This window comes from Candidatus Bathyarchaeota archaeon, from assembly GCA_026014585.1.
GTDB lineage: Archaea > Thermoproteota > Bathyarchaeia > Bathyarchaeales > Bathycorpusculaceae > Bathycorpusculum.
Window position 1 is genome coordinate 359,616 of the sequence record JAOZIA010000024.1, and the last position, 15,682, is coordinate 375,297.

Annotated in this window: 15 protein-coding genes and 1 pseudogene; 8 read left to right on the top strand and 8 right to left on the bottom strand. The window is 39.8% G+C overall.

The window, feature by feature from the left end; translation table 11 throughout:
- Positions 1–109 precede the first annotated feature (109 nt).
- Positions 110–295, top strand: coding sequence for a hypothetical protein (locus NWF01_11130; protein MCW4025568.1), 186 nt, complete (start codon positions 110–112; stop codon positions 293–295).
- Between the two features lie 14 nt (positions 296–309).
- Here the strand turns inward: NWF01_11130 and NWF01_11135 are convergent, their stop codons facing one another.
- On the bottom strand, positions 310–1,440 hold the full coding sequence (locus NWF01_11135) for an ATP-binding protein (protein MCW4025569.1): 1,131 nt from the start codon (positions 1,438–1,440) through the stop codon (positions 310–312).
- Positions 1,441–1,532: 92 nt separating this feature from the next.
- Here NWF01_11135 and NWF01_11140 point away from each other — a divergent pair, with 92 nt between their 5' ends.
- Positions 1,533–2,603: a hypothetical protein gene (locus NWF01_11140; protein MCW4025570.1), complete on the top strand. Its 1,071-nt coding sequence runs from the start codon at positions 1,533–1,535 to the stop codon at positions 2,601–2,603.
- Between the two features lie 113 nt (positions 2,604–2,716).
- Here NWF01_11140 and NWF01_11145 read toward each other — a convergent pair whose 3' ends face one another.
- The 4 genes from NWF01_11145 to NWF01_11160 form a co-directional block, all read right to left on the bottom strand.
- Positions 2,717–3,841: a hypothetical protein gene (locus NWF01_11145; GenBank protein MCW4025571.1), complete on the bottom strand. Its 1,125-nt coding sequence runs from the start codon at positions 3,839–3,841 to the stop codon at positions 2,717–2,719.
- A gap of 65 nt (positions 3,842–3,906) precedes the next feature.
- Positions 3,907–4,779: an integrase gene (locus NWF01_11150; protein MCW4025572.1), complete on the bottom strand. Its 873-nt coding sequence runs from the start codon at positions 4,777–4,779 to the stop codon at positions 3,907–3,909.
- An 18-nt stretch (positions 4,780–4,797) separates the two neighbouring features.
- Positions 4,798–5,202, bottom strand: a complete 405-nt coding sequence (locus NWF01_11155; GenBank protein ID MCW4025573.1) for a hypothetical protein — start codon at positions 5,200–5,202, stop codon at positions 4,798–4,800.
- A gap of 363 nt (positions 5,203–5,565) precedes the next feature.
- Entirely contained in the window at positions 5,566–6,768 is a 1,203-nt protein-coding gene (locus NWF01_11160) for a cache domain-containing protein (GenBank protein ID MCW4025574.1), read from the bottom strand.
- 163 nt (positions 6,769–6,931) lie between these two features.
- On the opposite strand from NWF01_11160, the gene aqpZ reads away from it, so the two are divergent.
- From aqpZ to NWF01_11175, 3 genes are all read left to right on the top strand, one after another.
- Entirely contained in the window at positions 6,932–7,612 is a 681-nt protein-coding gene (gene aqpZ / locus NWF01_11165) for an aquaporin Z (protein ID MCW4025575.1), read from the top strand.
- Positions 7,613–7,880: 268 nt separating this feature from the next.
- Positions 7,881–8,858: a GNAT family N-acetyltransferase gene (locus tag NWF01_11170; GenBank protein MCW4025576.1), complete on the top strand. Its 978-nt coding sequence runs from the start codon at positions 7,881–7,883 to the stop codon at positions 8,856–8,858.
- A gap of 77 nt (positions 8,859–8,935) precedes the next feature.
- Positions 8,936–10,045: a hypothetical protein gene (locus NWF01_11175; protein MCW4025577.1), complete on the top strand. Its 1,110-nt coding sequence runs from the start codon at positions 8,936–8,938 to the stop codon at positions 10,043–10,045.
- Between the two features lie 11 nt (positions 10,046–10,056).
- Here the strand turns inward: NWF01_11175 and NWF01_11180 are convergent, their stop codons facing one another.
- Complete coding sequence (locus NWF01_11180) at positions 10,057–10,803, bottom strand: winged helix-turn-helix domain-containing protein (protein MCW4025578.1); 747 nt, start codon at positions 10,801–10,803, stop codon at positions 10,057–10,059.
- 96 nt (positions 10,804–10,899) lie between these two features.
- Between NWF01_11180 and NWF01_11185 the strand changes: the two genes are divergently transcribed.
- Both NWF01_11185 and NWF01_11190 read left to right on the top strand, forming a co-directional pair.
- Complete coding sequence (locus tag NWF01_11185) at positions 10,900–11,322, top strand: flavodoxin (GenBank protein ID MCW4025579.1); 423 nt, start codon at positions 10,900–10,902, stop codon at positions 11,320–11,322.
- 204 nt (positions 11,323–11,526) lie between these two features.
- A complete protein-coding gene (locus tag NWF01_11190; GenBank protein MCW4025580.1) occupies positions 11,527–11,883 on the top strand; it encodes a hypothetical protein in 357 nt (118 codons plus the stop codon).
- On the opposite strand, the gene heR is transcribed toward NWF01_11190, so the two are convergent.
- Together heR and katG are read right to left on the bottom strand one after the other, a co-directional pair.
- Positions 11,880–12,704: a heliorhodopsin HeR gene (gene heR, locus NWF01_11195; GenBank protein MCW4025581.1), complete on the bottom strand. Its 825-nt coding sequence runs from the start codon at positions 12,702–12,704 to the stop codon at positions 11,880–11,882. The two genes, NWF01_11190 and heR, sit on opposite strands and share 4 nt — an antisense overlap.
- Before the next feature lie 171 nt (positions 12,705–12,875).
- Positions 12,876–15,047, bottom strand: a pseudogene (gene katG / locus NWF01_11200) (catalase/peroxidase HPI).
- Between the two features lie 72 nt (positions 15,048–15,119).
- On the opposite strand from katG, the gene NWF01_11205 reads away from it, so the two are divergent.
- Positions 15,120–15,560: a transcriptional repressor gene (locus NWF01_11205; protein ID MCW4025582.1), complete on the top strand. Its 441-nt coding sequence runs from the start codon at positions 15,120–15,122 to the stop codon at positions 15,558–15,560.
- Positions 15,561–15,682: the final 122 nt, after the last annotated feature.

The following is a 15,682-nucleotide window of genomic DNA, read 5'->3' on the forward strand; positions in this document are numbered from 1 at the left end:
TGGTTCTCTTTTTAAAACTTGCTATTTGGTGTCCTAATTTGGTTAGTATTTTGAGGTCTCACAAGCCATAATGCTCTTTTCTCTATGATACACAAATTAGGTAGCTAAAATGTTGGAAGCAGAAAGCAAACTAGTAAATAGACCTACAGTTACAGGCAAAAAATCATACTCCAAATTCTTTGTTTACTTACCATCTGAAATAGTGAAAGATTCTGCTTTTCCATTCAAAGAAGATGACAAACTCAAAATAAAGATAGATACAAAAAACCGTAGGCTAATAATTGAAAAGCCTTGAGCATAACTAAAAGATTAAAAGTTATTGCTCAATAAATCAAACAAACCTTCAATCAATGATTTCAATCTTTCAGACTCACTTCTCACGTGCTTAATTAAATCATCTTCATCAAGCATAGGCTTCAATTTCTCAATAAATTGATTAAATTCTTCCTTTGGTATCTTCTGGGTTTTAATTTTATTATCTACTTGATACATGAGAATAAACTGGGCATCTAAAATTTCATCATGAGGGAAATCTTTCTTCCAAAAATCAAGTGGTTGTTGCTTATTCAATAATGCATCATCTATACATGGAGATTGTTGCATTGTCTCTGTTTTTATCCATATACTTAAAGCAGAGCCCATCCCAAAAGAATGAGAAAAGGCTCTTTTATGAAAATATTTTGTGGCAAAAGCTGTAATCAGCTTTGCAAGTCTGTATTTAACTGGTTTTATGGCTTTATTGTACTTCTCGACTCTTTGATAAAAACTGCCTAATTCAAGGGCCAAATCTTCATCTTGTTCTAAAAGAAACGCTCTCTCATTTAGCACTTTATAATAATTAATCACATGCAATTCTTTAATTTCTGCTTCATTATAGAAAATATATAATTCATTGAAAATAGGGCCATAAACCGTATTCTGTAAATCAAATTTTTGAATATAATTTAGCTTAATCATTGAAACAACTTGCTCATGACCCAGCTCTTGAGTTTGGGAGTTGAGACGTGTATAATAAATATGGTTAGCCATATGTGGCGGATTATTGCTCTTAGGGACATCAATCAAAAAGATGTTCTCGTTTACATTACGGGGGTTTTCAACAGGAAAAATCTTGATGTTTTCATGCCAAGGTTGCAACCTTGTGTAAAGGCTATTCTCTAAAGAATCTTTGTTTGTATAAGTTGTCCAAGTAAATTTATCAGGCAAGTGGTGTCCATTCTCTACTTTTTCAGAGATGCCCACTATTATAATACCGCCCGAGGAATTCAATAAGCCAGAGATGGCTTTAGCTACCCCCTCATAACTAATCTTGTTATTATAAACTCCTTTGTATTCAAGCTGATTGAACTCTTCCATTCTATTGTCAATTAGTCTCTGAATATCTTCAAAGCGTATGTCCTCAAGTTTCTCTTTGTTGAAAATATGCTTAAGATATGCCATCTACGTCAACCTTATTTCTTATATTTAGTTCTTGATTAATTAGCTTAGCTTAACCTTTTAAATGCTAACTTAGCAATAAGATAGAGATTAACTTGACTGAAAAAAGAAAACAAACAGAAAAGAAATGGTGGTTAATTAATCATAATTTAACTGTGTATCGAATTTTTCAGGAAAAAGATGGAAGAAATATAATAATAAATTTAATCGACAAAAACAATGAACCACTAGACCCTAATTTTAAAAATATATCAAATGGCAATCTCATCGTTTATTATTCAAACTTTGAAAAGGTAATAGTGGGGATATTCAAAGTAATTTCGGATAAAGGTTTGTCCATAAAGGGAAACAGGCTGTATGAAAACATAGATTGGGACTTTGCCTATTTCAAAATAGAACCACTAAAACAAACAAAATATTTTATCGATATAACCAGTCTACAGCCAAAAGTAGATACGTTTGACCGTTTTCCAGACGGATTATTGTATGAAGAATTCAAAGATTCTTATTCTATTTGCAGATTACTTGAAGATAAGGACTTTGACAAATTTGCTCAAATTTGTGCTAACAAAAATTACGCCAAGCGTTATACTGAAGAAACAACTATCAACCTTTTTACCTCACTTCTGGACTTCTATGGAAACAAAGCAGCCTCTTTTGCTAATCTATTTTTAGTGTCAATCTTTGGTATTGTGACTTTATCAGCAATAATAAGAACCACAAGCGGGATTCCAACAGCTATATCCATTATTCCATTTTTAATTTTTAGTATACTAGGATTATATACATTGAACAAATATACCAGCTACGGAAATAGAGCAACTGCCATTAAAGGGGAGTACATTGATGAACAGCATTATGATAGCCTAAACAACCTCATATTTTATGATTCCAAAGAAAAGAAGTATAAGGGATATTCAGACTTTTTTAATAATCAAAAAGGCACAGCTATAACTGATAAGAAAAAGCATTCTTACAGAAAAGTCCTATATGCAAATTCTTCACTGAAAAAGCTTTATGAGAGATTTTTCGAGAGAAACGGCTATTTTATAATATGGTATGTTGCTATTTTAGTAACTTTAGCATTTGTTGTTTATTGGGACAAAGGATTAAGTTCCTTACTTCAGGATATTACAAACTTTTTATCTCAAATTAGGTTGTCTTAACAATTGGTCTTACGTCTTAGTACCTTTCAAGATACTTTTTCGTCTTTGACCCTCCAAGCAAGCTGGACATGCAAACATGAATATAAAAGTCAAGGATGAAGGACAGGAGTAAATTAACTAAAAAGATTGGTTAATTCGGCCTTACTCAATACTTCACTCATATGCTTTTCCAAGATTTTATAGAGTTCAATAGTTGTTATGAGTTTGAAGCCATGTTTTTTTATCAGGTCCATTGCCTCCTTTGTGGCAGGACTACCTCTTTTAGAAGGCTCTTCATTCCTAAAGTGGTTAACAAAGAAAAATCCTCTTACATTCCTTTGTTCAATGTCTCTCTGCTCAATGTAATAATCTAATAGTTGTCTTAAATCTTGCAAGTTTGCACTACCGCTAAGTCCTTTAACCTCACAAACAGCCACTACATCATCAGGAAGGCTGACTTCTAGGTCCACATGACTGCCTTTCTCAAGTTTTTTTACACTAAAGCCTATCTCTTTTAAAGTATCAACTACTAGTTTCTCTAATGGCTCACCGTTTTCCCAATACAACTGCTTAAATTTACTATATTTTCCTAATTTCTCAGAAATTTTGTTATATTTGTCCAGTAGTAGTAATTCACTTTGAGATGCAATCGAGCTAGCCCAAGTAGGTATTGCCAATGGTGCTTCATTGATCTTTCTTTCAGACTCAGGAATCAATTCCATTCCTCTTTTTAGTAGCAAATCAAGCAAAGTCAAATTGTTAATATCATTTAAGATTGAATCTGGGCAGGGAGTGGGCAGAAAGACACAAGCACCTGATTTATATTGAATTGAAAAACTAATTACATCATTAGCTCTATTTGTAGCTATAATCTTGCCTTCTTTAATATCGAAGAAATGATTCCAAAAGAAAGGGACAGAATCAAATAGAAACTTAGCCCGTCTATCAATACATATTAGAGTTTGTCCCTTAGTATTTTCTACCGTAAATTGATCAGCAAAAGGGCACCAATCATAATTTGAAATATTAAAGCAATGTTCTATCCTTTCTGTTATTACTATACAGACACCTTTGTTTTCAAAAAACTTTTGGAATTCCAATTTTTTGTTAGTTAAATAGGTGAAATAATTTTGTCTAGAGCATGGTCTCAAATCTAAAATAATAAATTCATAATCAAATAGCGTGGGAAGATGAGTCCCAACACTGCAATAGGTATATCCACAGTTTTCTTTACCAATACCAATGCAAAGGGTCCTCAAGTGGCAATCCTCAGATATTACTTAGCCATTGTTTACTTAACATTTTGCATAAGAAAAATAGAAAGTTAGTTAGAAATAAGCAAAGATTTCTCTATAGCAGGCAGTAACTCAATTATCTTGTCACTTAATAGTTGGGGGTTCTCTTTGAAGTAATGCATTAGAAAGATGCTTTTGCCTATTCTTCCCTCCATTAAATCTATTTGCTCAGACAATAAACCTAGTTTTCTCATTTCTGTGGCATAGTAGCTTCTTAGCTTCTTTATTTTCATTGGAAGGTTAGCTCTGTTTAATCTTTTATCAATAGCAATATAGCTAATATTACTAGAGTGTGAAATATCATCTAGCAGTTGCTTAGGTACACATGACACATAGCAGTTCTTACTGTTTCTGAGAAATAGTTTAGGGAATCTGAAGTGTTCTAGAAACTTTGTATTCTCATTATAGTATTCAGTTGTGTATTTGCTGCCCATCTCAGCTATTAGGTTGAAGCTGTTGATTCCTTCCATTGCTCTAAGTCCACTAAGATGCATAAACCTCAGATACAATTTTTCATTATCATTAAGCACAGCCATTGCAGAGTTATACCATTCAGCTAAGCCATTGTGGGCATTACTGCTAAAGATTCTAGTAAAGGTGGCTATTGGGTCAGGTTTGTAGCGTTTAATCCCATGTAATTCCATATCCTTCTTAAAAGAATCATAAGTTCCTATGTATCTGCTTAGTGCGGTTAGGGCGTTTATGATGTTGTTTCTAACTGTAGGTTTAGCTAGTTGTATTTTATTTACATCTTTAAGGTAGCTGTGATACTTTGCAGAGTATTCTAGAATTGTGTAACTGTAAGACTTAGCATATTTTGCTTCAACATATTTTTTAAAATCTGACCAAATAAGGGACTTGGGCTCTATAGACCCCGGTTCAAATCCGGGAAGCCCCACCATTGATTTTGACGGCGATAATTAGGAAATAGCGCTCCATTCAGAAGTTTGAAGAACTTGTCCAGAAATTGCATCTATTATCACTGTTTTGCCATGTGCTGAATAGGATTGGAATAAACCGTCTGTTTCTTGAAGAGTGTTTTGAACTGACCAAACGTAAGCACTTCCACCCCAGCCAAAACTCGCATGCCAATCAGATATGCCCTGCTCTAATCCAGCGTTTCTTGCAATTTCCCTTGCCTGCTTCTCATCTATTGTAAAATTTACTGCGGCGGGATTATGTACTATGTCGGGGATTCCACCCATTATCTTTTCATCAGACACAATAGTGCCGTTTGAGTCAACATGAAACTGTATTGTTTCATCCACAAACGGTTTTTCAGGCATTCTAAAATTGTATACGATAAGGTAGTAAGGATAAAGCAAGTACTCATGTGCTACACTATCATGGTGATCAAGGGTATATTGGCTAGGTGGAATGTAGCTACTTTTTTCAGGATTAAAATGTATGTACTTGTCGAAAAAATCTTGCCCAACCCTTGTTATAATAAACTGATTAGGCGATTCAAGTATTGAATTTGGAATGTCATGAGAAAAAGGAGGCGAGTTTTCTTTCACCCCAGATTGCGATGAAATGTATATTGAAATTGCCAAAATAGATATTAGAAAAATTACTATGATACACAGGCACTTTCTTGGAATTCTCCATTTAAAGGAACTTTGAAGCATATTTCTCAATCAATACAAATATGTAATCATGAGAGTATAAACTCGTTGTCGTTCTGTGGTTTAGTATGCTTCGTAGATGCCTGCGCCGATGAGCCAGTCTTGATTTACCATCAGGACATAGCTGACTTTGGGTTTAATCATGAAGTCATCATCGGGGTCAACGTACAAATAACGTACAAATCCTCCGCCAGACTGCGCCGTCTGAATTATTTCTTGAATAAAGGTGGTTCCGTTTGCGTCTGTTGCGTTCCACCGGTTTGTTCCGATGATTTCGGGTTGGAAGGGAAGTGCCAAGGTGTCACCGGTCATGTCGTAGGCAAATATGTAAAGTTCGCCTTGTACAAACATACCTGTTTGGTTGTTAAATTCGTTTAAGGCGGTTTCTTGGCTGGTTTGTTGGGCGTATTCGTAGGCTGCTTGGACAAACTCGACAAGTTCTTCTGGAGTTGTGGAGGTTCCCATTGTTGGAACATATTTGCCCAATATTTTTTCGTAAGCAGTCATTCCGGTGTTGTCTTTTTCTTGTTTAAGCTCGTCAATTGCCTGCTGGAAAGCGTTTACTGTTGAATCTGAAATGTCTTTGCTAAATGCGTAATAGTAATCATAATAGCTCAGTTGAAACGCGTTTTTGAATGCATAATAATTGCCTGTTATCTGCTCCGTGAGGGTACGTCCTACCACTTGTGCATAGCACCAAAAATCGATGTTGCCGCTGTTAAGGTCGTCTATGATTGCTGATGCGTTTGTGAAGTATACCAGTTGGCTCTCATTCACGCCTGCGTTTGTGAGTTGTGTGATTGCAGCGGAGTCTTGGATTACGCCGATTGTGTAACTGTTTAAATCAGAGGATTCTTCAATTGTTACGTCGTTATCCCAGCGGGTAAAGAGTGCGTACGTATCAGTGAATAAGGGTCCTGCCCATTTGAAAGAATCCTCTCGTGAAGGCAACCGTGCTGTTGAAAAAAGAACAGTTTTTTCGCCTGTTAGGGCTGCTTGGTATGCTTCGGTCCATGGAACTATCTGGACTTGGTCAGGGGTTATTTTGTGACCCATTTTGTCGGTGATTGCAGTTAAGAGGTCAACGGCGATGCCTGTTGCTGTTTCATTTTCTTGGTAGTTGCAGGGTGGGAACTGTTCAGTATAATAAGTGAAGGTGCTCAAGGGGCTGGTTTGTTGCCCAAATTGTAAAACGTAAACAGAGCCAATGGATATGGATACTGCAAGCGCTAGGGCTAAAAGGTAATAAGCGTAACGTCTGGACATAACAGTACAGGCTGAATGTTTATATTTAAAACTTTACCGCACCATTGAATTTTAGGCAGATTTGTTGAGGCTATTTAATGGTTAAAACTTGAGTTCCAATATGAAAAAGCATTATAATTGCCGTTCACATAATAATTTGTAGATTTTTTAGTGGAATTTAAACATGAGCAAAAATTCTGAAATTACTTCTGCTCAAAAATACATGGCAGAACTTATCGGGACTTTGGTACTTGTTTTGATGGGTTGCGGCAGCGCTACTATTGCTGGTCAAGCAGTTGGAAATTTGGGGATTGCTTTCGCATTTGGTCTTGCAGTTTTAATTATGGTTTACACGATTGGCAATATTTCAGGTTGCCATATTAACCCGGCAATTTCAATTTCTATGTTTATCGCGGGTAAACTAAGCCTAAAAGATACAGGTCTTTACATTATTTTCCAATGCATAGGAGCCATCATCGGAGCAGGCATTCTTTACATGATTGCCATAGGAAATCCATCATTTAATTTGTCTATAAATGGTTTAGGTGCAAACATGTACTCCACTTATTCTTTAATATCTGTATTCATTACCGAAGTCGTCTTTACTTTCATATTCATTCTGGTAGTTCACGGTGCAACCCATGAGAGAACCCCCAAAGGATTTGCTGGATTAGCCATTGGTTTAGCTTTAACCCTTGTTCACATTGTAACAATACCTATTGATGGCACATCAGTTAATCCTGCAAGAAGCCTTGGTCCAGCAGTTTTTGTCGGAGGCACCGCACTAAATCAGCTCTGGGTCTTTTTTGTTGCACCAATAATTGGCGGAATTTTGGCTGCTTTAGTTTGGAAACTATTCAAATAACATCAAAACATAACTTCTAAGCGTTTTAAATTATTGAGTGTACCTTTTGGAAATGTGAAATGCTAAAAGCGTATAAGGAACTGTGAGGTTACCGCGAGTTTTTTGAGGCAAAGCTTGATGTGAAGGAAAACCAAATATAGCTTAATTGACATATTTTTAAATAAGCGTAAGGGTTTTTGCTGAGTAAAACATTGTTTAGGTGTTTTGCTGATTCTTAACTTTTAAAACCACAAGCAAAGCAGAGATTATTGTTAATGGAGAAAAACAATTGACTGTTCTGGAAGCATTAAACAAGATTCAAAGTGAAAGTTTATGCACCACGGTTTACAAGCCACAATTAGCTCCCGTATGGAATAGTTTTGTGGCAGATTCAAAAAATGGAACCTTTCTTTTTCACAGAAACTATATGGACTATCACAATGACCGATTTGTGGACCATTCCCTGCTGTTTTACCGCAATAAACAGCTTGTTGCTTTAATGCCTGCCAACATATCCGATGATGTACTGTACAGTCACGCTGGCTTGACCTATGGCGGCATTTTATCGGGCTATGATATGACTGCACCGCTGATGCTTAACGTTTTTGAGGAGCTTAAAAGGCACTGTATAGACCATGGAATTAAAAAAGTAATCTACAAGGTTATTCCTTCAATCTATCATTGCGCCCCATCCGAAGAAGACCTCTATGCATTATTCCGCAACGACGCTAAACTAATTGGCAGAAACTTATCATCCAGCATCTTTTTACCCACCAAAAAAAGGTTCCACAAAAAAAGACGAGAAGCCATCACCAAAGCCAAAAACCACAGTCTCACCGTTAAGCAAAGTTTTGATTTTGAAGGTTTCATGGGGATGGTTGAGCAGGTTGTAAATGGGCGGCATGGGGCTAAACCTGTTCACACGGGGACGGAGATGGTTCTTCTTGCTCAAAGGTTTCCTGAGAACATTAAATTGTTTGGTGCGTTTAGGGATGACAAAATGTTGGCTGGGTGCCTAATTTATGAGTGCAGACATGTAGCGCATGGGCAATATGCTGCAAACTTGGATGAGGGAAGAATGCTGGGTGCACAGGATGTAATCATAGATTATCTTGTTAATTCATATTATGAGAAGTTTAGATTTTTTGATTTTGGAATTTCAACGCTTAATCTTGGACAAATACTAAATGAGGGCTTAGTTAAGCATAAGGCAAGTTTTGGGGCAAGCAGCGTTGTGCATGACTTTTATGAGCTTACCGTAAAATAGGCAAAGTAGTTGTCTCTAAAGAAACGTTTAATAGCTCACAAAGCTCTAAGATTGTTGTAGTTTTAGGAGTGTTTTTTTTGCCAGGTTTTTCTATTCCAGCTGATTTTCAACCTTCAACCATGGAGCAAATTGGTAAAAGAAACGAAAAATGGAATATGCCCATAAAAGACGTTTACGGCTGCCTGAATCCATCAGTTTTTGGTTCAGGAAGAACAGGCTCAGCAATACATCAAACCTCATTTAAAGACCTAAAAAAATATGTTGACTCATGCAACAAAAACGAAGTCCAATTCAATTATGCATTAAATTTTAACTGTGCGTCCAACATGGAGTTCACCGATAAAGGCAAAAAAGAAATCACCAAATTTTTGCATAAACTCCATGATATAGGAGTTAGGCGATTCACGGCGGTTTTACCTTCGAGTATGTTGTTGCTTAAGGATGTGTTGCCTGATGCTAAGGTTACTGTTTCGGTGATTTCTAATGTGGATTCATTGACTAGGCTCAAAGTTTTTCTTTCCTTTGGTAATGTTGACCGTATTATGATTCCTGAAAGCATGAACCGCAAAGTGGGACGACTGGAAAAAATGGCAAAGCAGGGCAAGGATTTGGGTGCTGAGTTTGGAACAATTGTTAATGGACTCTGTTTAATTGATTGTCCTTACCGAGAGTTTCATTATTCTTTTAACTCGCATGCTGTGGGTAAAAAAATCAGTTACACACCTGGCGATTTCTACGTTGCACGATGTACGTTGTTTAAGCTGCAAAATCCAGTTGAGATTTTAAAGATGGGATGGATAAGACCAGAAGACCTCAAACATTACATCAACATGGGCATAAACGTGTTCAAGCTTGCGGGACGAGAAATGCTCAAGCCAGATTTTCTGCAAACAGTTGACATTTACAATCAAGGAAGCTACGATGGAAACCTATGGGAACTGTTCAGATGCTTCTCATCGGTACCGTCTTCTGAACCCAGAAACTATCCTAAACTGTTTAACATACAAAACAAAGATATGGAAGCGTTTACTCAGCGGTTTTTTGAGTCAAAATATTTCTGCTCCACCAAAGACTGCGAAACCTGCAACTACTGCACCGCCAACGCACACCTGATTAGTGTGAATGATTTTGACATGTGGAATCAGTCCCTGCAAAAAGAACTGGCAACATTCACAAACAAAAACTAAACTTGGTAGGTTCACGGTGTGGGTTGTAGGTTTGAGAGTTTTTGTGCTATGTCAATTCCCCGTTGTGTGACTATGTAGTCGCCTTTGTTGTTTTCCTGCGCTATTAAACCCGTGTCCACGAGTTTTTTGATGTGAAAAATCAGATGCCCACCCTTCAAGCCTGTTAGCTGAGTTAGTTGTGAGAAGCTTTTTTTGCCTTCGCTGATGTTAACCAGAATTTTGAGTCGCACCGTGTTAGCTAAGGGTTCCAGCACAGATTCCACAAGCTCATCAATGTTGAGGCTTTGTTGGTCGGGGGCTTCGGATTTTTCCACGAGCACGACGGTTTGAAGGGAGCGTTTTTGTCGTTTGAGTTTTTTTTGGAGTTTTTGGTGGCATTCTTCGCATGGGGCGCCTTTGGCTTTTTGGATGGTGTTACCGATTTGGCTGATTTTTGTGTCGAGGTCTGTTAGGGCTTCTTGGATTTTGGTTTCTTTAATGATTTTTAAGTTTTCTTCTGTGAGGGTTTTGAAGTGTTGGGTGCATTTTTGGCAGTTTTTGCAGTTGGGGTCAGTGAGTGTGGGGACGTCTTCGTTTAGTTCGTCTTGGAGTTGGTTTGTGTAGAGTAGGAGGCGGTTTTGGGTAAGGGCTTGTTGTGTGGCTTTTAGGCGTTCATTTAGGATGCTGCCGTGGAGTTGGTTTAGTTCGTTGCGTAGGTTTTTGATTTCTGTTTTGAGTTCGTGTATTGCGTTTACTGTGGGTTGGTTTGGGTTGGGCATACTCCTGCACTTTAGTATATTTTTGTTACCTAAAACTATATAAAAATATCCACGGATTTTGAGACAAAGGAGGAAAAATACACGACAAAAATCCTAATCGCATACTACACCAAAACAGGCAACACCCAAAAAACCGCAGAACAAATTGCCCAAGGCGCAAAAACACCCAACACCACCACAGAAGTAAAACCAGTAACCGACATCACCCCACAAGAAGCAGCCCAAGCAGACGCCATAGCATTTGGCTCCCCCGCATACTTCAGCTTAATGAGTGGACCAGTACTCACCTTGCTAACCGAAATGTACTTCATCAAAGACAAGTTCGCAGGCAAACCCATGACAGCATTTGCAACGGGTGGCGGAAGCCAAACCAAAACCGTCGAAAACATCGAAACCATACTCAAAGTCTTCAACCCAAAACTCACCCCAGGCGTAGCAGTTAGCAGCGACCTCACAGAAACCGAGCAGGAGCAAGCCAGAAAACTCGGTGCAGCCCTCGCCAAAGCTACAGAGAATTAAGGCAGGCTGAATGGGCTTGAAGGAAACAAAAGCCCCGTTAATATTAGGTTCTCGAAAAACCCGGGTATTCAGGCTCCAGCAAACAAGCACAAGAAGGCTGAACAAAAACGTTCAACCCCCCATTTTTTATTAAACAGACGTCCTTAGTGTTGATTTGCGGTAAGTCTAATAGGTGAGTGAGGCTTCTAGTTTTTGGTGATTGTTTTGCCTCATGTTGTTTTAAATGGTGAAATCAGTATAGAGGAGGTTTTCAAAGCGCTTAGCCCCCTGTTTTTCAGAAACGAAAACATCATCCTCAAAACAAAAGAACTCTATCTTGAACGCAACAAAATCGATATCCTCATCGACTCCTTAGCCCTTGAAGAGGGCAAAAAAACGGCGTTTTTGGCGTTGATTTCAGGCAGAGATGACGGTTTAGTAGTTAGGCTCTACCCGAATGCTATTGTGGAAAAAACCGCGGGTGTCAAACGGGTTTTGGCTGAGTTAGCTAAGCAACTACTAAAGGTGTTCCCTCAACTTAAAGTGGGGGAAACAAACCTAACCGAATACTTGGAAAGCTAGAAGGGCGCAAATATTCCTATAAAGACAAGCCATGAAAGCATTGTTTTAGCCACAAAACTCAGCACGATATAGGCGCGTTCGCCGTAGAGGTAGTCCCGCCATTTCCCGATGCCTGCGTATTGTAGAATCATGTTTAGGGCAAACACGTTGAACACTGCAAAGTAAATAAAGAAAATCAGGTACACGAACGCGGGCGGGTTGGTGCCTGTGGAAGTTACGGCTGCTATAAAGTAAGCAAAAAGCACAACCCATGGGACACCACCAGATACACAGCCTGTAATGAATGCGGACCAAGAGGTTTTTTCAGTTTTCTGATTGACCACTTCCATGAAGTAGCCAAACATTATCATCATTGCGTTTAAAACAAAAATCATAACCAGCGACCACAAATCCCAAACCCCAACAAAAGTTGCAATAAGCACTATCATTATGGAGCTTGAGAAGGCGTATTCGTACCAGCGGTAGGGGTTTATGCCTTTTTTGAGGTTTTCATTGTAGGCTTTATTTTTTGGAAAAGCAATCAAGAAATGCGCCAGCGATGAAAGAAGGGGAAATGATGCAACGATTACGCCGATATAGCCGAGGGTGAATGCGATTTGGGGGTTTGGGGCTATGTCAAAGGTTGGTGGTGTTCCCGGGGTTATGGTGAATTTTAGGTAGAAAGTGTAGATGGAACGTTCCCAAGTGAGCAGAGTGCCCAGTGACAGCATTAGTACGCCTTGGATAAGATGTAGAATGCCAGCACCAAGGTTGAAGCGTTTGAGGTAACTATAAGAGATGGGCGATTTTGCGATTATTTCCTGTCTTTCTTTATAGTTCAATCCTGTCACATCACAGTGAAGTCACTTAATGTTTTCTAACACATAGTTTTAAGCACTAAATGGGTGCACAAAAAATATTTCTATCAATTTTTATTAAAAAATATGTGATTGAACCACAACAACCACAATTTTTTAAATTAAAAAAGAAAAATGGCGATTATAGTCTTATGTCTAATGAGCAAGGAGGTCAAATCGGTCAAGGTTCATCACTTTGTTCCATGCCGCTACAAAATCGTGCAAGAACTTTTCTTGGGAGTCCCCGCATGCATAGACTTCCGCCAAGGCTCGGAGTTGAGAATTCGAACCAAAGATAAGGTCAACACGTGTACCAGTCCACTTGAGGTTGCCTGTTGCGCGGTCACGACCCTCAAATACCTCTTCGTCTTCTGAAGTTGCCTTCCATACAGTATCCATATCGAGCAAATTCACAAAGAAGTCATTAGTAAGCGTCTCTGGCTGTTTAGTGAAGACACCCTGCTGGGACTTCCCATAGTTAGCATTCAAAACGCGCAGACCACCAATGAGAACTGTCATTTCAGGCGCAGTTAACGTCAGCAATTGTGCTCGGTCAACTAGTAGTTCCTCAGCTGAGACGGCGTATTTGGCTTTTTGGTAGTTACGAAAACCGTCTGCAACAGGTTCGAGAACGGCAAATGACTCCACATCAGTTTGCTCCTGCAATGCATCTGTGCGTCCAGCTTTGAAGGGAACAGTAACGTCGTAGCCTGCTTTCTTTGCTGCTTACTCAACGCCTACGCATCCACCCAGCACAATCAAGTCGGCAAGCGAAACCCTCTTCACGCCTGACTGGGCACTGTTGAAGTCCCTTTGGATTCCTTCAAGAACCTGCAACACCCTTTTTAGTTGGGTTGGCTGGTTGACTTCCCAATCCTTCTGTGGTGCAAGACGTATACGCGCCCCGTTCGCGCCTCCGCGTTTATCAGAGCCGCGGAACGTGGATGCAGATGCCCAAGCGGTTGAAACCAGTTCCGAGATTGACAAACCAGAGTCAAGGATTTTGTCTTTAAGACCAACGATGTCCTGCTCATCAATTAAGTCATAATCGACTACTGGAACAGGGTCTTGCCAGATTAAATCTTCCGCTGGGACTTCGGGACCGAGATATCGTGATTTGGGACCCATATCACGGTGGGTAAGCTTGAACCATGCTCGGGCAAAGGCATCTGCTAGCTGGTCTGGATGTTCATAGAAGCGCCTTGAAATCTTTTCGTAGATGGGGTCAACCCGCAGGGCAATGTCAGTGGTAAGCATTGATGGCGCGCGGCGTTTTGTTGGGTCATGGGGGTCTGGGACGGTCCCGGCGGCTGCGTCACCTTTGGGTTTCCACTGGTAGGCACCGGCTGGGCTCTTGGTCAGTTCCCATTCATAGCTAAACAGGTTTCGGAAGAAGTTATTGCTCCACTTAGTAGGCGTCTGGCTCCAGATGACTTCTGGACCACCGGTGATTGTATCGTCGCCTTTGCCTGTACCAAATTTGCTCTTCCAGCCAAAACCCTGGTCCTCAAGAGGGGCGGCTTCAGGTTCGGGACCCAACAGTTTGGGGTCACCTGCACCGTGAGTTTTGCCAAAAGCGTGCCCACCCGCTATGAGGGCCACGGTTTCTTCGTCGTTCATGGACATGCGGGCGAATACTTCGCGGATATCTTTGGCGGCAGCAAGCGGGTCGGGGTTGCCGTTTGGACCTTCAGGGTTAACATAGATTAGCCCCATCTGTACTGCAGCAAGCGGGTTTTCAAGGTCCCTTTCTCCTGAATAGCGGGTATCGCCTAGCCAGGTGGTCTCAGAACCCCAATACACGTCTTGTGGGGGTTCCCAGATGTCTTCGCGTCCGCCACCGAAACCGAAGGTTTTAAAGCCCATTGATTCGAGTGCACAGTTGCCAGCAAGTATCATCAGGTCAGCCCAAGAGATTTTTTTGCCATATTTCTGCTTTATTGGCCAAAGCAAACGGCGTGCCTTGTCGAGGTTAACGTTGTCTGGCCAACTGCTGAGGGGAGGGAAACGCTGTGCACCTCCGGAGACACCACCGCGTCCGTCGCCTTTGCGGTATGTGCCTGCGCTATGCCAGGCCATTCGGATTATGAGTCCTCCATAGTGACCGAAATCAGCTGGCCACCAATCCTTTGAGTCAGTCATCATTGCATTAAGGTCCTTTTTCAAGGCTTCATAGTCTAGTTTCTTGAATTCTTCAGCATAGTTAAAGTCCTTGCCCATTGGATTGGACAGGGATGAATGCTGATGTAACATGGTTAGATTCAGCTGGTTTGGCCACCAGTCTTGATTTGACGTACCTCTAGGAGTATCTCCTTTTTTTTGGTTCATCTTATAAAATCTCCGTCTAATTCAAATAATCTTAAAAAAGTATTTAAGAATTATTATTACCTAGTAAGGCACATGCAAAACTCACTGAAAAATGACTCTGCAATCATTGGGGCACTGCGCAGCAAAGGCTACAAAGCCACACCCCAAAGAATCACCATCTGCAAAATCACACTGGGCAGCCGCGAACACCCCAACATCCAAAAAATCTACACAGAAACAAAAAAAGTCCACTCAACCGTTAGCCTAGCCACGGTTTATAGCACACTCAACATCCTAAAAGAAAGCGGGTTAATTCAGGAACTCAATTTTCCACAGGGACAAACCCGCTACGACCCATACTTGGAACCTCACATTAATTTGGTGTGTTTAAACTGTGGCAAAATCCAAGACATAAACGAGCCCGCAGTAAAAGAAATAATCAAAACTGTTTCAACAAAAACACAGTTTACTCCTACGACTCAACGTATTGATGTTTATGGTATTTGTCAACAGTGCTCTAAAAGTCAGAAGTAAATAGGATATTCCTTTTTTTGGAGTTGCTGGTTTTTGATTGGGGTTTAGTGTCGTTTTGTAAAATTTGTTTTTAGCTAACTATAAAAGCTACCGCTTCCATAATAAATTTGAGTTGACTACTT